This window comes from Caballeronia arvi (assembly GCF_001544695.2).
Classification (GTDB): Bacteria; Pseudomonadota; Gammaproteobacteria; order Burkholderiales; family Burkholderiaceae; genus Caballeronia; species Caballeronia arvi.
Genome location: NZ_FCOM02000003.1, coordinates 165521 through 183984, shown reverse-complemented (window position 1 = coordinate 183984; position 18464 = coordinate 165521). Strand labels below are relative to the sequence as shown.

Sequence of the window (18464 nt, the reverse complement as noted above, 5' to 3'; positions counted from 1 at the left end):
GGCTGCCCGCGCAAAGCTTCGAGGTTGCCTGTCGACGTATCCGCTTTATGTGTACGTCGTGTCGTTCGGGCTATTGAAGCGTCTTGCGAGTGCAGCCAGAAATACGAGCGAAGGGAATCGCCACCACATGCACTTCATATGGAAGACCGGCTATGACGCAAGCATTCTTCAACGAGATGTTCGAGCGCAGTGATCTGGAGGCGCATGGCTTGCCGGCGGCGGCGTTTCGTGGCGTGGGCGATCCGCGCACGCATTACCGCGACTTCATGACCTGGCTCTCCGCGCAGAACGATCAACAGATCGATATCAAGCGCGCCGAAGCGGATCTCAACTTCCGGCGCGTCGGCATCACGTTCGCGGTCTACGGAACGAGCGATCTGCCCGGCATCATTCCCGAGCGCACGATTCCCTTCGATGTCATTCCGCGCATCTTTCCCGCCGACGAATGGCGAGCACTGGAGCGCGGACTGCGGCAGCGCGTGAATGCGCTGAACCGTTTCATTCACGACATCTATCACGAGCAGGACATCATTCGCGCGGGCATCATTCCCGAGGCGCAGATTCTCGGCAACGCGCAGTATCGGCCGGAGATGCGCGGCGTCGATGTCGTCCGCGATATCTACGCGCATATCGCGGGCATCGATATCGTGCGTGCGGGACAGGGCGAATTCTATGTCCTCGAAGATAACCTGCGTGTACCGTCGGGCGTCTCGTACATGCTCGAAAATCGCAAGATGATGATGCGGCTTTTTCCCGATCTGTTCGCGCGCAATCGCGTCGCGCCGGTCGCGCATTATCCGGACTTATTGCTCGACACATTGCGCGCGGCCGCGCCTGCCGCCGCAGAAAATCCGACCATCGTCGTGATGACACCGGGCATGTATAACTCGGCGTATTTCGAGCACGCCTTTCTTGCGCAGCAGATGGGCGTCGAACTCGTCGAAGGGCAGGATCTCTTCGTCGAGAACGACTATCTGTATATGCGCACGACGCAGGGGCCGCAGCGCGTCGATGTGATCTATCGCCGTATCGATGACGACTTTCTCGATCCGCTTGTGTTCCGCCCGGACTCTGCGCTCGGTGTGCCCGGATTGATCGGCGCATATCGGGCGGGCAATGTCGCGTTATGCAATGCAGTGGGCACCGGCATCGCGGATGACAAATCGATCTATCCCTATGTGCCGGACATGGTGCGTTTCTATCTCGGCGAAGAGCCGATTCTCAACAACGTGCCGACATGGATGTGCCGCAAGCCAGACGATCTCGCGTATGTGCTCGATCATTTGCCCGAGCTCGTCGTGAAGGAGACGCATGGCGCAGGTGGTTACGGCATGCTCGTCGGCCCCGCGTCGACGGCGGCGCAGATCGCCGAATTCCGCGCGGTGCTGGAAGCGCATCCGGAGAAATACATCGCGCAGCCGACGCTCGCTCTCTCGACATGTCCCACTTATGTGGAGGCAGGCATTGCGCCGCGTCATATCGATCTGCGTCCTTTCGTGCTGTCGGGAACCGAAGTGCGGATGGTGCCGGGCGGCCTGACGCGCGTCGCGCTGCGGGAAGGATCGCTCGTCGTGAATTCGTCGCAAGGCGGCGGCACGAAGGATACGTGGGTACTGGAGCGCTAGAAAACATTCATTGCCGCTCTGACGACAACGACAAACAAATCGAGAACACCCATGCTGAGCCGTACCGCGGATCATCTCTTCTGGATGGCGCGCTATACCGAACGCGCCGAGAACACTGCCCGGATGCTCGATGCGACCTATCAGCTCTCGCTTTTACCGCAGTCCGATGAATACGCGGAGCTGGGCTGGCGCGCGATGCTGTCGATATCGGAGTTGAGCGGCATCTATTCGGCCGCGCATCACGGCATGAAAAGCCGCGAAGTGATCGACTTCATGGCCCGCGATCTGACGAACCCGTCGTCGATCGTCAGTTGTCTGCGCGCCGCGCGCGAGAACGCGCGAGCCGTGCGCAGCTCCACGAATAGCGAGCTATGGGAATCGCTCAATACGACCTGGCTCGATTGTCAGCGCATGCTCGCCGACGGCATTCTCGAGCGCGAGCCTTATGCGTTCTTCGAATGGGTGAAGTTCCGCTCACATCTTTCGCGCGGCGTGCAGCTAGGCACGCTCGTGAAAGACGATGCGTTCTATTTCATGCGCCTCGGGACTTTCATCGAACGCGCCGATAACACGGCCCGCATTCTCGACGTGAAATTCGAAATGATGGAGCAGCGTGCCGATACTTCGGCACAACCGTTCGATTATCACCATTGGGTTGCGGTGCTCGGTTCCGTATCGGGCCTGGAGGTGTATCGGCGAGTCTATCGCGATGTCATTACGCCGGAGCGTGTCGCGGGCTTGCTGATTCTTTATGGCGACTGGCCTCGTTCGCTTGCGGCCAGCATCGCAGAAGTGGAGCAGCTGATCGGTCACGTGACGAAAGGGCGCGATACGGAAGCCGCACGCCTTGCAGCGCTGTTGAGCGCGGAATTGAAGAACGGGCGCATCGTCGACATTCTGCGAGGCGGACTGCACGCTTATCTCGTGAATTTCCTTGCGCGCGTGAACGATCTCGCGAGCCGCGTGAGCCGCGATTTTCTATTGCCGATTGCGCCGGAAGCGCCTGCCGCGCCGGAGCAATCGCAGACTCAAACGCAAACGCAAGGCAACGGTTGAGCGTGCGTGCTCAGCGTTTGGCCGCCGCCGTGACCACGCGATGAACAAAGCGCAGTTTGTCTATCACGGCAGGCGCCAGCGCGAACGGATAACCGTCCGGCATGCCGAGGCTGCGGTTCAGGCTATTGAGGACATACGTGAGCGGAAACCAGCGGTTCATCAGGTTATCGAACGTGGTTTCCTCGATTGGCGTCTGGTCGGTGAGCGTGGGCTCGTGTGGGCTATCGGGCACGAGCACGAGGCCGCACGAAACCGCGGTGTCGAGCGTATCGACGATATGCAGGTAATGCGCCCATGTTTCCGCCCAGTCTTCCCACGGATGCATCGTGGCATAGGCGCTGATGAAGTTGTCTTCCCATCGGGCGGGCGGCCCTTCGTTGTAGTGACGATCGAGCGCGGCGGCGTAGTCGGCTTGTTCGTCGCCGAAGGCGGTGCGAAACGGCGCGATGCGCGCGGTGTCGGCGATCAGGCGGTCGAAGAAATAGTGCCCGGATTCATGGCGGAGATGGCCGAGCAGCGTGCGATACGGCTCGTGCAGCGCAGAACGTGTCTGCTCGCGATGCGCATCGTCGGCTTCGGCAATGTTGAGCGTGATGATGCCGTCGTTATGACCCGTCATCACGCCGTGGCCGTGCGCGTCGCCTTCGAGAAACTGGAATTCGAGGCCGTGCTCGGGATCTTCCTGACGCGACGCCACGGGCAGGCCCAGTTCCGCGAACGTGTAGAGAAGGCGGCGCTTGGCGCTTTCTATGCGATACCAGTAGAGGCGGTTATCAGGATTCGAGAGGTTGGGAATGGTGCTCGTCAATTCACAGGAGCAGCAAAGCGTATCGGACGTATCGCTCTCGGGCGCGGGCACGACCCAGTTGCACACGTTTTCGACCGCATAGTTGTGGCACGGCCGATACAACGAGTCCTTGGCGAGCGGATGAAGGCTGCGCCAGCGGCCGTCGCCGGTTTCCTCGAACGCACTGATCTGATTGATTTCGGGCACGTAGCCAAGCTGCGCGCCGCACTTTTCGCAATGCGTGTTTTCGAAGAACACCAACTGATTGCAGCGGTTGCAGTGAAAGGTCTTCATCGTGTGGCCGGTAGAGGTGGAATCGCGGAATGTTCCGTGCACGCGCTGTCGTGCAGTGCAAACATCGTGCCGCGGCAAGATCGCGTTTTCATGTCGCTGGCACGACGTCAATTGATCAAAGGAGTCGGGTGTGTCCATTCGTGTTGCATTGAACCATGTCACGCATTATCGATACGACCGGCTCGTCGGCCTGTCGCCGCAAGTCGTGCGTCTGCGGCCCGCGCCGCACTGCCGGACGCCGATCGTGTCGTATTCGATGCGCGTCGACCCCGACGATCATTTCATCAACTGGCAGCAGGACGCGTTCGCGAACTATCAGGCGCGCCTGGTTTTTCCCGAGAAAACGCGCGAATTCAAGGTGACGGTCGATCTCGTCGCCGAAATGGCGGTCTATAACCCGTTCGACTTCTTTCTCGAACCGGCCGCCCAAAGCTTTCCCTTCAGCTATGCGCCCGAATTGCTGCACGATCTCGCGCCCTACATGGTCAAGCGCGAACCGACGCCGCGTTTTGCGGCATTCGTCGAAAGTATCGACCGGACGCCGCGCACGACGATCGATTTTTTCGTCGAACTCAATCAGCGCCTGGCAGAGGAGATTCGCTATCTGATTCGCATGGAACCGGGCGTGCAGACGCCGGAGGAAACGCTCGAAAACGCGGCGGGCTCGTGTCGCGATTCGGCCTGGCTGCTCGTCGAGACGCTGCGTCATCTCGGTCTGGCCGCGCGCTTCGTGTCGGGCTATCTCCTCCAGCTCGCACCGGACGCCAAATCGCTCGAAGGCCCGAGCGGCACGGAAGTGGACTTCACCGATCTGCACGCGTGGTGCGAAGTGTATCTGCCGGGCGCGGGCTGGATCGGCTTCGATCCGACTTCGGGTTTGCTCGCGGGCGAAGGACATATTCCTGTCGCGTGCACGCCGGAGCCGGACAGCGCGGCGCCGGTCTCCGGCGCGGTCGAAAAGTGCGAAGTCGAATTCGTTCACACGATGTCGATAGAGCGCGTGCTCGAAACGCCACGCGTGACAAAGCCCTACAGCGAGCAAGACTGGAGCGCCGTGCTGCGCATGGGCGAGCAGGTCGACGCGCAACTCAACGCATCGGACGTGCGCCTGACGATGGGCGGCGAACCGACCTACGTCTCAGTGCGCGATCGCGACGAGGCCGAATGGAATACCGACGCGCTCGGCCCGACGAAGCGCGCCTACGCCGTGTCACTGATGGACAAGCTGCGCGCGCAGTACAGCGTGAATGGCTTTCTGCATATTGGACAGGGGAAGTGGTATCCGGGCGAGCAATTGCCGCGCTGGGCGCTGTCGCTGTTCTGGCGCGCGGACGGGCAACCGTGCTGGCACGATCCCTCGCTCTTCGCGGATGAACGGCAACCCGCGTCATACACGGCGGACGACGCCGCGCGCTTCATTCGCCATCTCGCGGGCAAGTTGTCTTTGAATGCAAAATTCATTGAACCGGCATACGAAGACACGTGGTACTACCTGTGGCGCGAGCGCCGCTTGCCGGTGAATGTCGATCCGTTCGATTCGCGTCTCGACGACGAACTCGAACGCGCGCGCCTGCGCCGCGTGTTCGATGCGGGCCTGCCGTCCGTCACGGGCTACGCGCTGCCGATCGCACGCGAGGATGACCCGGCGACGGAGCCGGGCCGCTGGGTGAGCGGGCCGTGGTTCTTCCGCGACGAGCGCATGTATCTGGTTCCGGGCGATTCGCCGATGGGCTATCGTCTGCCGCTCGACTCGCTGCCGTGGGTGGCGGAGCACGATTACCCCTGGCAGCACGCCCACGATCCGTTCGGCCCGCCTGTGCCATTGCGCACGGCAACTGAATTACGCATGCAATATGCGGATCGGGATGTTGAATCACGCGTGCAAAACGCCGATGCGAAAACGAGCGCGAGCACGGCCGCGACCGCGACGCGATACGCCGGCACGGCGCCCGGCGCGTCGCGGGAGCGCATCCCGCAGCGTGGCGAGTCGGCCAAATGGACCGCACGCACGGCGGTGTGCGTGGAGGCGCGCGACCCGGCGCGCGCGGCCGGTCCGCAAGCGGAAGCCGCCGCACTGGACAAGCACGGCAACGGCAACAAGCTCATGCACGTGTTCATGCCGCCGCTCGCCGCGCTCGATGACTATCTCGATCTCCTGACCGCCGTCGAAGCGACCGCAGCCGATCTCGCCATTCCCGTGATCGTCGAAGGCTATCCGCCGCCTCGCGATGCGCGTCTAAAGATGCTTCAGGTGACGCCCGACCCTGGCGTGATCGAGGTGAACATTCATCCGGCGGCGAACTGGAACGATCTCGTCGATCACACCGAGTTTCTCTACGGCGCGGCGCACGAGTCGTATCTGAGCCCCGAGAAGTTCATGCTCGACGGCCGCCACACCGGCACCGGCGGCGGCAATCACTTCGTGCTCGGCGGCGCGACACCCGCCGACAGTCCGTTCCTGCGCCGCCCCGATCTGCTCGCGAGCCTCATCGCTTACTGGCATAACCATCCGTCCTTGTCGATGCTGTTTTCGGGGCTCTTCATCGGTCCGACGAGTCAGGCGCCGCGCGTCGACGAAGCGCGCAACGACCAGGTCTACGAGCTCGAGATAGCGTTCGCCGAATTGCAGCACCAACTCGACTTGCTCGGCGGACGCGGCAGTGCGACCGTCCCGCCGTGGCTCATCGACCGCATTCTGCGCAACGTCCTGATCGATGTGACGGGCAACACGCACCGTGCGGAGTTCTGCATCGACAAGCTCTATTCGCCCGATGGTCCGACGGGCCGCCTCGGCCTGCTGGAATTGCGCGGCTTCGAGATGCCGCCGCATGCGCGCATGAGTCTCGTGCAGCAATTGCTGTTGCGCGCGCTCGTTGCGCGCTTCTGGGAGACGCCCTACACCGCGCGCCTCACGCGCTGGGGCACCGAAATACACGACCGCTTCATGCTCGGCACCTTCGTGCAGATGGATTTCGACGACGTGCTCGCCGAGTTGCGCGACGCGGGCTTCGCCTTCGAGCGAAGCTGGTTCGCGCCGCACTTCGAGTTCCGCTTTCCGCTCGTCGGCGCATACGACACCAACGGCATCGCGCTCACGATCCGCAATGCGCTGGAGCCGTGGCATGTGATGGGCGAAGAGGGCGCCATCGGCGGCACGGTGCGTTTTGTCGATTCATCGGTCGAACGTCTCGAGGTGCGTGTGCTCGGCCTGAACGGCAACCGTCATGTCGTGACCGTGAACGGCGAGGCGCTGCCGTTGCAGCCGACGGGACGCGTGAGCGAATACGTGGCGGGCGTGCGCTTTCGTGCGTGGTCGCAGGCGGCGTCGCTGCATCCGACGATCGGCGTGCATGCGCCGCTCACTTTCGATATCGTCGATACATGGACGGGGCGCGCGATCGGCGGATGCCAGTATCACGTCGCGCATCCGGGCGGACGCAACTACCAGACCTTCCCGGTGAACGCCTATGAAGCCGAAAGCCGCAGACGTTCGCGCTTCTTCGCGACGGGTCATACGCCCGGCGCAATGCAGGTCGAAGCGCGCGAGCGCAGCCGCGAATTTCCGTTCACGCTCGACCTGCGTTATCGTTGAAGCGCAGACATCATTCGAATAAAGACCGGGACGACCTTGGCTTATCAATCGACCTTGCCCTTCGACATCGCGGCGGCACGCATCGATGCGCTCGCTCTGCTGCGCACGCTGCCGGCGCGCGAGGGACATTGGGACGAGCTGCGCGATCCATCGGGCCAGTTGCGCGAGCCCTGGCGGCACTTCTTCGAGCTGCTCGGCGAGCAGGGCATCGCGCGCCTTGGCGATGGCGTGGCCGCCGTCGCACAGCAAGTGCGCGACAACGACATCACGTACAACGTCTATGCCGATAACGGCAAGCCGCGTGCGTGGTCGCTCGATCTCCTGCCGCTCATCATCGACGAAGACGAGTGGGCGGTGATCGAGCGCGGCGTCGCGCAGCGGGCGCGGCTGATGGAAGCGATCGTCGCCGACATCTATGGTCCGCAGACACTGCTGCATCGCGGACTGTTGCCGAGCGCGCTTGTGTTCGGGCATCCCGGCTATCTGCGCGCGATGAAAGGTTTCATGCCTGCCTTCGGCCGCTTCCTGCAGATCGTCGCGGTGGATCTCGCGCGTGCGCCATCGGGTGCATGGACGGTCATCGCGCATCGCACGGAAGTGCCTTCGGGGCTCGGCTATGTGCTCGAAAACCGCCTGATCGTCGCGAGCCTTTTCTCCGATCCGTTTCGCGCGATGCGTGTGAGCCGTCTCGCGCCGATCTATTCGCAACTCATCGCGACCATCGCGCAAGGCGCGCGTGAAACGATGCGCGATGACGAAGGCGGCCGTAGCGATACATCGGGCGATGCGCCGCATATCGCGTTGCTGAGTCCCGGCCCGTTCAGCGAAACGTGGTTCGAGCATGTGTTTCTTGCGCGCTATCTCGGCGTGACGCTCGTCGAAGGCAAGGATCTCACGGTGCGTCACGACAAGCTCTATCTGAAGACATTGGCTGGCCTGTCGCGCGTGCATGCGGTGTTGCGGCGTCTCGACGATGCGTTCTGCGATCCCGTCGAATTGCGCGCTGATTCGACCATCGGCGTGCCGGGTCTTCTGCAGGTGATGCGCGCGGGCAACGTGATGGTGTCGAACGTGCCGGGCGCGGGCTTCACCGAATCGCCCGCGCTCAATGCGTTCTTGCCGGGCCTTGCAAAGACATTGCTCGATGAAGTGCTCGAACTGCCGACCGTGCCGACATGGTGGTGCGGCGAAGAAGCCGCGCGCCGCGAAGCCTTCGAGCGTCTCGACAGCGCGCTCATCGCGCCGACATGGCCGGGCGCGCAAGCCGATCAGGCGCCGGGCATCGATGCGGGCGTGCAGGAACTCGCGGCATGGCGTGAGCGCATCGAACGTGCGCCGGATGTTTTCACGGTGCAGGAGAATCTGCCCTTTTCCACGACGCCGCGTTTTCATGACGGTGCGCTCGGCTCGCGTCCCTGCGTGTTGCGCGCGTATGCGATCGCCAACATCGACGGAAGCTGGAGCGTGCTGCCCGGCGGCTTCACACGGCTCGCAGCCGACAAGCGAGCGACGGTGTCGATGCAATTCGGCGGCAGCAGCGTCGATACCTGGGTGATGTCGAGTCAGCCCGGGGCCGGCGTATCGTTGCGCCCTGCGCCGATGAAGCCCGGCGATTTGCGCAAGCATCGGACCGTATCGAGCCGCGCCGCAGAAAATCTCTTCTGGGCAGGACGCTATGGAGAGCGCGCCGAAAACAACGTGCGCTTGTGTCGACTCCTGCTCGGCATGCTCGATGGCAGCGACGCCGAGGCGCTCTTTCCGACGCTCACCGAACTCGCATCGCAATGCGGACTGATTCCATCGGCCGACAAGCTCGCGAACGCCACGCCGCAAGCGTTCGAGCGCGCGCTCGTCGCGGGGCTGCCGGAATCGAGCTGGGCGACGAGCATCGGCGGCAATCTCGCGGATCAGGCGCGTGCAAGCGGCGAGATACGCGACCGTCTGTCGACGGATCACTGGCGCACGATCCTCGCGTCGCGCAACGACTTCCGCGATGCACTCGCACGCGTCGCATTCGCCGATGCCGAAGTGGAAGGCGTGGTCCGCATCGGCCGCGATTACGATCGCCTGATGCTTGCGGGCGCGCTCGAACATCTCGCGACGCAACTGTGCGCGATCAGCGGCGCGCAGGGCGATCGCATGACGCGCGACGAAGCGTGGCGGCTCCTGTTCATCGGCCGGCATATCGAACGTGTCTCGACGATGGCGACGTTTCTGCGCGTCGTTGCGGAGCGCGGCACGCTCGCATCGCCCGCGGCCTTCGACTTGTTATTGCAGCTCTTCGACAGCACGCTCACATATCGGTCGCTATATCCCGGCAGACTCGAAGTGCCCGCGCTGATCGATTTGATCGTGGTCGATCAAACCAATCCGCGCGGACTCTATGGCGTGTACGCACGACTGCGCACGAAACTCGACGAGATCGCGGCGGCAGCGGGCGGCGCGCGCCGCGCGCAAGCGATGCGTTTCGCGGATCTGCTCGTTCACGCCGATGCGTTGCCGGACCTCACCGCGCTTTGTGAAACACGCGAAGATGGCCGTTGCGACGCGCTGATCGCGCTATGCGACAGACTCGTCGCAACGGTCGGCGCGGCATCGAACGAAGTGAGCGCGCGCTATTTCAGCCATGCGAACACGCTGGCCGCGCAGGTGACGTCATGAGGATGACGAAATGATTACGGGTGCAAACAACACCGTGCTCGCGGTCACGCATCGCACGACGTATCGCTATTCGACGCCCGTCGAGATAGCGCAGCATCTCGCGACCATCCGTCCGCTGCATTGTCCGTGGCAGCAGGTGATCTCGCATACGGAACGCATCGAGCCGGTGCCGTCGTATGTGCATAGCCGAGTCGATGCATTCGGCAACGACGTGCTGTACTTTTCGCTCGATGCACCGCATGAACGCCTCTCGATGACGAGCGAAACCACGGTGCGTCTGACCCCGCGCTGGCGTTCGCTCGACGCCGGCGCGACGCCGCCCTGGGAAGAAGTCGCGCAACGGCTGCGCTATCGTGCGGGCGGATCGTTTCATCCGGAAAGCGAGTTTTGTTATGCATCGCCCAACGTTTCGCTCGATCATGATTTGCGCGACTATGCGCAGTCGAGCTTCGACGCCGGCGCGCCGCTCGTTGCGGGCGCGATCGATCTGATGCATCGCATTCACGCGGACTTCGAATATCGGCCTTCGGCCACCACATTCGATACGCCCGCGTCGCGCGCGTTCGATCTGCGTCATGGTGTGTGTCAGGATTTCTCGCAGGTGATGATCGGTTGTCTGCGTGCGCTTGGATTGCCGGCGCGTTATGTGAGCGGCTATTTGCGCAACGATCCGCCGCCGGGGCATGCGCGTCTGATCGGCGCGGATGCATCGCATGCGTGGGTGTCGGTGCATTGCCCGCAAAGCGGATGGATCGATCTCGATCCGACCAATGACGTGCTCGCCGATCTCGATCACGTGACGCTCGCGACGGGGCGCGATTACAGCGATGTGTCATTGTTGCGGGGGATGATTCTCGGGGGTGGCGCGCATCATGTGGATGTGGCGGTGAATGTGCTGGCGCTTTGAACGTCACACAGCGCGCCGCGCGATCCTGCGTTAATGTTCAGGGTTTGGTCGCTCATGCGCGAGCGCATGCCCTTTCATTCTGCAAGGAGATCCACCCGATGGACTACGTGAAACTCGGCTCGACCGGTCTCGACGTGTCGCGTTTGTGTCTTGGCTGCATGACCTATGGCGCGTCCGATCGCGGCACGCATCCCTGGACGCTCGACGAGGAAAAGAGCCGTCCGCTCATCAGGCAGGCGCTCGAAGCGGGGATCAATTTCTTCGACACGGCCAACACCTATTCAGACGGCACATCGGAGGAAATCGTCGGCCGTGCGTTGCGCGATTTCACGAAGCGCGACGACATCGTGATCGCGACGAAGGTGTTCAATCGCATGCGTCCCGGCCCGAACGGCGCGGGACTCTCACGCAAGGCGATCTTCAATGAAATCGATAACAGCCTGAAGCGTCTCGGCACCGATTACGTCGATCTGTACCAGATTCATCGCTGGGATTACAAAACGCCGATCGAGGAAACGCTCGAAGCGCTGCATGATGTCGTGAAGGCGGGCAAGGCGCGGTATATCGGCGCATCGTCGATGTATGCGTGGCAGTTCAGCAAGGCGCTTTACACGTCGCGCGCGAATGGCTGGACCGAGTTCAAGACGATGCAGAACCATCTGAATCTGCTGTATCGCGAGGAAGAACGCGAGATGATGCCGCTGTGCAAGGATCAGCGCATCGGCATGCTGCCGTGGAGCCCGCTCGCGCGCGGCCGTCTCACGCGCGACTGGGATACGACGAGCGCGCGACAGGAATCCGACGCCTTCGGCAGCACGCTGTATCGTACCGACGACGCGGATCGCGCCGTGGTCGAAGCCGTCGCCGCAGTGGCGCAGGCGCGCGGCGTGCCGCGTGCACAGGTCGCGCTCGCGTGGGTCGCGCAGAAGGCGCCGGTCACTGCGCCGATCGTCGGTGCATCGAAGCCGAATCATCTGAGCGATGCGGTCGCGGCGCTCTCGCTGAATCTCACGGCGGAGGAGATCGCGCAGCTCGAAGCGCCGTATGTGCCGCATGCGGTTTCGGGTTTCAAGTGATGCCGCATTGAACGCAGGCAGGCGCGCGGCTCACAACTGCGATTCGATCGGTAAAAGGCCGAGCATCCAGATGCCCGCGCGCTTGAGCGCCGACACGCCCGGCTCCTTGTCGAGCACGGTCGTGTCGCCGTTTGCGGCCGTATCGATCCACACCATGCGCGTGCGGCCATTGCCGTCATCGCGCAGTTCGACACGCCACGCAATGCGATCGAGATTTGCCCCGAGGCCATCCGCCACCTGCACGGCCGCGGCCTCGCTCTCGCAATACACGCCGATCTCCGTGTTCAACTCGACCGAGCGCGGATCGAGATTCATCGAGCCGATGAAGATGCGCTTGCGATCGAACACATAAGTCTTCGCATGCAGCGACGCCTTCGATGATCCGAACGTCGACTTCTTCGTGGTCTTGTCGCCATCGGCCGAAGCAATGGGCTTCAGCTCATACAGGATCACCCCCGCTTCGAGCATATCCTTGCGATAGCGCTGATAGCCCGCATGCACCGCAGCGACATCCGTGGCGGCGAGCGAATTGGTGAGCACGGTGACGCGTACACCACGCGATGTCATCGAGCGCATCCATTGCACGCCTTCCTTGCGCGGCACGAAGTAAGGCGACACGATCAGCATGTCCTTCTCGGGCGCGAGATTCAGGGCCCTGAATTGCGACATCAGATGCCCTTCGGTGTCGCCGGGCGCGCGCGTGATCTTCGCGGGATCGTCGTAGAGGAGCGTCGCCTTGCCCCACGAGAATGCGGTGTCGTGCGCCTGAATCACATCGGCGAGGCGCTCGCGCACTTGCGCGACATAAGGCGAGTGCTGCTCCGACAACAGGTACGCATCGAGCTTCTTGCGATAGTCCGCGAGCGCGTCGGGATCGGCATGACGTCCCATCAGATTCTCGATCGGATACGCCGCATCCGAGTTCCAGTACAAGTCGAATGCGGTAGATACCTCGCGCACCACGGGCCCATGCACGAGCACATCGAGATCGCCGAACGAGACCGTGCTCGACGCGCCGAAGTATTCGTCGCCGATATTGCGTCCGCCCAGAATCGCAGCCTCGTTGTCCGCGATGAACGCCTTGTTGTGCATGCGCCGGTTCACGCGAAAGAACTCGACCGCGGAGCCGAGTGTCTTGAACGTGCGGCTCGCGACCGGATTGAAGAGACGCACTTGCACGTTCGGATGCGATGCGAGCGCGAGCAGGAACTGATCGTCGGCATTGGTGCCGAGATCGTCTAGCAAGAGACGCACGCGCACGCCGCGATCGGCGGCACGCATGATCGATGCGGCCATTTCGCGGCCTGTCAGATCGCTATGCCAGATGTAGTACTGGAGATCGAGCGTGCGTTCCGCGCGCTCGCTCAGGATCACACGTGCGACGAGCGCGTCCGTGCCGTCGACGAGCAAGTGAAACGCGTTGTCGCCGGGATGCGCGGCTTCGCTCGACGAGAACATCATGCCGAGGCGCGTGCTCGCGGTATCGGGCAGGGCGTGAGTCTCTATGCGTCCGCTTTGCGGGGGCAGGCTCGCGCAAGCCGTCATCAGCAGCGTGAATGCAATGAACCAGCTACGAAGTTTCATCGTGTGCCCTCCGTGCAGCACGTGCGGCGCTAAGCCATGCTCTTCTCGCGACGCGAGCCTTCACGCAAGCGCGCCCGCACGAAACTGACGTGTTCACGCAGGACGTAGAGCGCATCGGCATGGGCGAGCGGAAGCCTGAGCGTGTCGAGCGATTCTTCGATGTAGTCGAGCTCGACGAGCAGCGCGCGCCGCTCCTCTTCGTTCGTGACGCGCATGGCGCTGCGTTCCACCGCGATGAGCGCGCCGTAATAGCGATAGATGCGCGAGCGCACGCGCCATCGATACATCGCGGGCACGACACGCAGCGCCGGAAAGATCAGCACCGCGACGGGCAGCAGCAGCAAGAGCGCACGATCCGCGATGTTCGCAAGCCAGAACGGCAGCATGCGATACAGGAAGCTCTTGCCCGAGCGGTAATAACGGCTCGCGTCTTCGCTGATCGGAAACTCGTGCGCGACAGGCGTCGGAAACTGTCCCGCGCGTTGCAGCAGGCCGGCCGTGCCGTGCACTTCCTGCGCGGCCTCGATGAGCAGATCGGACAGCGCCGGATGCAGGCTCGGCCGCGCGACCAGCTCGACCGTCGGGCTGATCAGATGCACCGTCTCCGGCGGAATGCGCCGGCCTAGATCGAGCACGCCGGGCGGCAACTCGATCTCGTCGAGATACGGGAAAAGGCGCGTGTAGGCTTGCGCCTCCTTGAAGTCCATCGCCGAGATGCCGGGCACGCGCAGCAGGCGCAGCATCAGGCCGCGCGTGGCCGAATCGCCGGACAGAAACACGGCATCGGCTTCGTTGCTGACGAGCTGGGTCGCGGCTTGCAGGCCATCGGTCGGAAGCAGTTGCGTTTCATTGCCCGGATAGATGCCGTTCGCCGCCAGTAGCTTCAACGACAGCATGCGCGTGCCGCTGCCCTCGCGGCCTATCGCGATGCGCTTGCCTTCGAGTTGCGACAGCAGCGTGAGCGCCTTGCCGCGATAGAACACGACGAGCGGCACATACGACACGCTTCCGAGCGACATCAGTTGCGACGCCTGTTCCTTCGTCGCGATGCCGCCCTGCACGAGCGCGAGATCGACATGCTGTTTCGGATCGAGCAGGCGTTCCAGGTTCTGCACCGAGCCATCGGAAGGCAGCACCTTCAACGTGATGCCATTGCGCGCGAGGATCTTCGCGTATTCCTGAGAGATCACATAGAACGAGCTGTCGGTCTGTCCCGCGCTCATCGTGATGGTCCTGGGCGGCGCGGGATCGACGAGCCAGTAGACGAGCGCGACGACGATCGCAATGATCAGCACCACAGGACCGGCGGTCCACGTGATGTCGTGCAGGACGCCTTTGGCATGATCGCGAGGCAGATGCGGACGCTTCATGCGGTCCCTCGTCATGAGCGGATGGTCTTGACTGCCTGCGTGTCGCGAAAGACATGGAGCATGTCGTGCCTGTGCCGGAAGCCGCGTTGACTTGCAGTGTAACGCCGTATGCCGATGAAACGACAAGGCCGGAGCGCATGCGGCCGGCCTTTCGGTTCCGATGATGCGCGTTCAGATCCAGTGCGCGGGCACCCACACTGCGCCGACGAAGTGACCCGGAACCCAGATCGCGCGACGCGGCACGACGTAGACGGTCTTGACGGGCGGCGGGGGCGGCGCGACGTACACGGTCTTCACAGGCGGCTTCGGCGCGACATACACGGTCTTGGCGGGCACCGGCGCGACATAGACCGTCTTCGCGGGCGCCGGCGGGGGCGGCGTCACGACGACCGTCGACGAGGGCGGGGGCGGCGTGACCACGACCGTCGACGGAGCCGGCGGCGGAGCGACCACCACGGTCGTCGAAGGCGGCGGGGGCGGCGGCACGATCACAGGCGCCGCGATCACCGTCGTACCCGTGACGACCGGCGCCGTCGCGACCGCGACCGTCGTGCTCGATGTCACCGTGCTGCCGCCGCCGACGACCGTCGTGCTGTGCGAGCCGTTGCTGACCGTCGCGGTGCCCGACGTAGTGACGACGCCCGGCGCCACGCTCGTCGCGCTGCCCGAATGCGCCACGGTGCCGCCGTTCGCCGTGTTCACCGTGCCGGAGCGGTTGCAGGTGTAGCCGCCGCAATTCGTCGATGCCGAGTGCGTCGACGTGTTGCCGTTCGGCCCCGTCACCGAACCCGACGAGTTGTATTGGCCGGGTGCCGTGCGCGTCACGGTATCGCTGCCGGTCGCGGTCTTGCCGTTCGGGCCGGTCGCACTGCCGGTGTGCGAGCAGCTGCCGCCTGCGCAGCTCGTGTCGCCCGCATGCTGCACGGAGCGGCCGTTCGGGCCGTAGGCCGTGCCGGAGTTGGAGAACTGACCCGGGGAGGTGCGCGTCACGGTGCCCGAGTTGGTGGCGACGCGGCCCCAGGGATTTTCGACGCCGCCCGCATGCGAGCAGCTGCCGCCGCCGCACGAGCCGACGTGCGCGCCCTGGTATTCGCCGCGGCCCGTGTAGGCCGTGCCGCCGCGCGCCCAGCCGGCGAACGCGGAACTGCTGCAGAGCGTGAGGGCAGCCGCCGCTGCGATCACGAGCAGATGACGCGTGCGGCGCTTGCCGGAAGCCGCGTCGGAGGAAGACGCAACGCGGACGTTTGAAGCGAAAGTCGATTCGTTTTTCACGGGATGTCCTTCTCGGTTCCTTAGGCCACGTTGCGTTTCGAGTGGCGACGGAAGTGACTATAAATAAACGTCCGGGCGAAGTCCCGCGGCAACTTATTTCAAGTCATGTCACGCCCGTTTGGCCTTGCTGCACAAGGCGTTGCGGGAGATCGAGATGACCTCCTGCGGACCTGCGCGACATGAATCGGCGCATTGCGTCACACTCATGGCTTCGGCCCGATCCATTCGTCACAACAAACGACATCACCAATGCCCACATCCACTCCGATCAAAGTCGCCGTCCTCGACGACTATCAGAACGTCGCGCTTTCGATGGCCGACTGGTCGCCGCTTGCCGGGCGCGCCGACATCACCGTGTTCAACGATCACGTCGCCGGCCGCGACGCGTTGCTCGAACGCCTGCGCCCGTTCGATATCGTCTGCGCGATGCGCGAGCGCACGCCGTTCTCACGCGACATCATCGAGAGCCTGCCGAACCTCAAGCTGATCGCGTCGACGGGCGCGGCCAATGCATCGATCGATCTCGATGCGGCAGCCGCACGCGGCGTCGAAGTGCGGCACACGGGCTACCAGTCCACGCCGACGATCGAGTTCACGTGGGCGCTGATTCTCGCGATGATGCGCCACGTTCCCGCCGAAAACCGCTCGCTCAGAGACGGCGGCTGGCAGACCGCGCTCGGTTCGGAACTGGCCGGCAAGACGCTCGGGCTGCTCGGTCTCGGACGCGTGGGATCGGCGGTTGGCGTGATCGGCCGCGCGTTTCGCATGAACGTGATCGCGTGGAGCCAGAACCTCACACGCGAGCGTGCGGAAGAAAAGGGCGTGGAGCTCGTCGATAAAGACACGCTCTTCAAGACCTCCGACGTGCTCTCGATTCACTTACGCCTGAGTGAGCGCACGCATCATCTCGTCGGTGCGAACGAACTCGCGCAGATGAAGCCGACGAGCCGTCTCGTGAACACATCGCGCGGGCCTCTCGTCGACAGCGCTGCGCTCGTCGATGCGTTGCGCTCGGGCAAGCTCGCGGGCGCGGCCATCGACGTGTACGACGAAGAACCGCTCGCCGCCAACGATCCGCTGCGCTCGCTGCCGAACGTGCTAGCGACGCCGCATATCGGTTATGTGTCGGAGGAGTTGTATCGCACGTTTTATGGCGATACGGTGCGCAATATCGTCGAATGGCTGGATGCGCGCAAAGCCTGAGTCACTTCGGCGGCAGCAATGAAAAGAGCGTTTCGATGGCCGTGCTCGCACGGCGCTTGCCGTCCGAACGTCCCATGGCGAGATCCATGACCGCGAGCCCCACGACGAGCGCGTGCACCATCGCGACATGTTCCTTCGTGACGACGAGGCCCATTGCTTCGAGCATGCGCGTGATGCGTACCGCGACGCCCTCGGCCAGTTCGCGAAAGAGGTTGCGAATGGTCGGCTCTTCGTCGGCGGCTTGCGCGAGCGCCATCAGCACGCGCGTGTTTTCGTGGCGCATTGCGACGTTGGCGATGGATGCAGCCGTGACCTTGGGTGACGCTTCGCCTGCGAAGGCATCGACGGCGGCGAGCTGGCCATCGATCGCGGCGCGCGCAACGGCTTCGATCAAGGCGAGACGCGTCGGGAAATAATAGGTCAGGTGGCTTTGGCGCACGCCCGCGCGCGCCGCCACGCGCGGTTGTGTAAAGCCCGAATACCCTTCTTCACGCAATGTATCGAGCGCGGCTTCGAGTATGGTCTGTCGACGATCCTGCACGAGACGCAATCCGTTATTTGGTTGATTTACCAACCATAGCCTGCGCCATGCATCGCGTCAACCTGAAGGCGGTTGCGGGTTATGCGCGGGGTTTGTGTCGAGCTTGCGGATATCCAGAATCGCATCGTGTCCGAGCAAACGGAGATCGGCTTCGAGTGCATCGGCCAGCGCCTTGTCATAGACTTCATCGCCGTGCACATAGAGCGTGAACGCTTCGAGATATTTGGCTTTTTTCGCGGGATTTTCGATGGTTTCGCGCGTCCATTGATAAAGCGGATAGTGCTCGACGCCTTCGCGCTCCGCTTGCGCCACGTAATCGGCGAACGCGTCGTACTGGCATTTCATCAGTGCATCGTGCCTGATGAGCAGCGCGTTGATCGCCGCGAGCTTTTCGTTCGACGGGTCGCGACGCGCCAATGCCGCATGGTCGGGCGCGAGCCGGATTCGAACCTGGTATTGCCACGATTCGTTCATGATGTCCTTTCAGCTTTGAAAG

Annotated in this window: 13 protein-coding genes; 7 read left to right on the top strand and 6 right to left on the bottom strand. The window is 63.2% G+C overall.

What is annotated here, in order from left to right; translation table 11 throughout:
* The first annotated feature begins 152 nt into the window (after positions 1 to 152).
* Both AWB74_RS05560 and AWB74_RS05555 read left to right on the top strand, forming a co-directional pair.
* Entirely contained in the window at positions 153 to 1625 is a 1473-nt protein-coding gene (locus AWB74_RS05560) for a circularly permuted type 2 ATP-grasp protein (protein ID WP_061145768.1), read from the top strand.
* Positions 1626 to 1676: 51 nt separating this feature from the next.
* Positions 1677 to 2681 (top strand): alpha-E domain-containing protein, encoded by a 1005-nt coding sequence (locus AWB74_RS05555; protein WP_061145767.1) that lies wholly within the window; start codon positions 1677 to 1679, stop codon positions 2679 to 2681.
* A gap of 10 nt (positions 2682 to 2691) precedes the next feature.
* On the opposite strand, the gene AWB74_RS05550 is transcribed toward AWB74_RS05555, so the two are convergent.
* Entirely contained in the window at positions 2692 to 3762 is a 1071-nt protein-coding gene (locus tag AWB74_RS05550; protein ID WP_061145766.1) for a zinc-binding metallopeptidase family protein, read from the bottom strand.
* 130 nt (positions 3763 to 3892) lie between these two features.
* Between AWB74_RS05550 and AWB74_RS05545 the strand changes: the two genes are divergently transcribed.
* The 4 genes from AWB74_RS05545 (at position 3893) to AWB74_RS05530 (ending at position 11998) form a co-directional block, all read left to right on the top strand.
* Complete coding sequence (locus AWB74_RS05545) at positions 3893 to 7354, top strand: transglutaminase family protein (protein WP_061145765.1); 3462 nt, start codon at positions 3893 to 3895, stop codon at positions 7352 to 7354.
* A 36-nt stretch (positions 7355 to 7390) separates the two neighbouring features.
* Positions 7391 to 10015: a circularly permuted type 2 ATP-grasp protein gene (locus AWB74_RS05540; RefSeq protein ID WP_061145764.1), complete on the top strand. Its 2625-nt coding sequence runs from the start codon at positions 7391 to 7393 to the stop codon at positions 10013 to 10015.
* 10 nt (positions 10016 to 10025) lie between these two features.
* A complete protein-coding gene (locus AWB74_RS05535; RefSeq protein WP_061145763.1) occupies positions 10026 to 10922 on the top strand; it encodes a transglutaminase family protein in 897 nt (298 codons plus the stop codon).
* A gap of 98 nt (positions 10923 to 11020) precedes the next feature.
* Positions 11021 to 11998, top strand: a complete 978-nt coding sequence (locus AWB74_RS05530) for an aldo/keto reductase (protein ID WP_061145762.1) — start codon at positions 11021 to 11023, stop codon at positions 11996 to 11998.
* 30 nt (positions 11999 to 12028) lie between these two features.
* On the opposite strand, the gene AWB74_RS05525 is transcribed toward AWB74_RS05530, so the two are convergent.
* The 3 genes from AWB74_RS05525 to AWB74_RS05515 all read right to left on the bottom strand — a co-directional run bounded on the left by AWB74_RS05525 (position 12029) and on the right by AWB74_RS05515 (position 16224).
* Positions 12029 to 13582 (bottom strand): phospholipase D family protein, encoded by a 1554-nt coding sequence (locus AWB74_RS05525; protein ID WP_061145761.1) that lies wholly within the window; start codon positions 13580 to 13582, stop codon positions 12029 to 12031.
* 29 nt (positions 13583 to 13611) lie between these two features.
* Positions 13612 to 14952: a TAXI family TRAP transporter solute-binding subunit gene (locus tag AWB74_RS05520; RefSeq protein WP_407642403.1), complete on the bottom strand. Its 1341-nt coding sequence runs from the start codon at positions 14950 to 14952 to the stop codon at positions 13612 to 13614.
* A gap of 171 nt (positions 14953 to 15123) precedes the next feature.
* A complete protein-coding gene (locus AWB74_RS05515) occupies positions 15124 to 16224 on the bottom strand; it encodes a hypothetical protein (protein ID WP_061145759.1) in 1101 nt (366 codons plus the stop codon).
* A 249-nt stretch (positions 16225 to 16473) separates the two neighbouring features.
* Here AWB74_RS05515 and AWB74_RS05510 point away from each other — a divergent pair, with 249 nt between their 5' ends.
* Positions 16474 to 17427, top strand: a complete 954-nt coding sequence (locus AWB74_RS05510) for a D-2-hydroxyacid dehydrogenase family protein (protein ID WP_061145758.1) — start codon at positions 16474 to 16476, stop codon at positions 17425 to 17427.
* Between the two features lies 1 nt (position 17428).
* On the opposite strand, the gene AWB74_RS05505 is transcribed toward AWB74_RS05510, so the two are convergent.
* Complete coding sequence (locus AWB74_RS05505; protein ID WP_061145909.1) at positions 17429 to 17968, bottom strand: TetR/AcrR family transcriptional regulator; 540 nt, start codon at positions 17966 to 17968, stop codon at positions 17429 to 17431.
* Positions 17969 to 18025: 57 nt separating this feature from the next.
* Positions 18026 to 18442 carry a hypothetical protein gene (locus tag AWB74_RS05500; RefSeq protein WP_061145757.1) on the bottom strand — a complete coding sequence of 139 codons (417 nt, stop codon included), beginning with the start codon at positions 18440 to 18442 and terminating at the stop codon, positions 18026 to 18028.
* Positions 18443 to 18464 lie beyond the last annotated feature (22 nt).

What these genes read in the sequence shown, in the direction of transcription:
- AWB74_RS05560 (WP_061145768.1), top strand. Translation starts at nt 153, where the DNA reads ATGACGCAAGCATTCTTCAACGAGATGTTCGAGCGCAGTGATCTGGAG.
- AWB74_RS05555 (WP_061145767.1), top strand. Translation starts at nt 1,677, where the DNA reads ATGCTGAGCCGTACCGCGGATCATCTCTTCTGGATGGCGCGCTATACC.
- AWB74_RS05550 (WP_061145766.1), bottom strand. Translation starts at nt 3,762, where the DNA reads ATGAAGACCTTTCACTGCAACCGCTGCAATCAGTTGGTGTTCTTCGAA.
- AWB74_RS05535 (WP_061145763.1), top strand. Translation starts at nt 10,026, where the DNA reads ATGATTACGGGTGCAAACAACACCGTGCTCGCGGTCACGCATCGCACG.
- AWB74_RS05530 (WP_061145762.1), top strand. Translation starts at nt 11,021, where the DNA reads ATGGACTACGTGAAACTCGGCTCGACCGGTCTCGACGTGTCGCGTTTG.
- AWB74_RS05525 (WP_061145761.1), bottom strand. Translation starts at nt 13,582, where the DNA reads ATGAAACTTCGTAGCTGGTTCATTGCATTCACGCTGCTGATGACGGCT.
- AWB74_RS05520 (WP_407642403.1), bottom strand. Translation starts at nt 14,952, where the DNA reads ATGAAGCGTCCGCATCTGCCTCGCGATCATGCCAAAGGCGTCCTGCAC.
- AWB74_RS05510 (WP_061145758.1), top strand. Translation starts at nt 16,474, where the DNA reads ATGCCCACATCCACTCCGATCAAAGTCGCCGTCCTCGACGACTATCAG.
- AWB74_RS05500 (WP_061145757.1), bottom strand. Translation starts at nt 18,442, where the DNA reads ATGAACGAATCGTGGCAATACCAGGTTCGAATCCGGCTCGCGCCCGAC.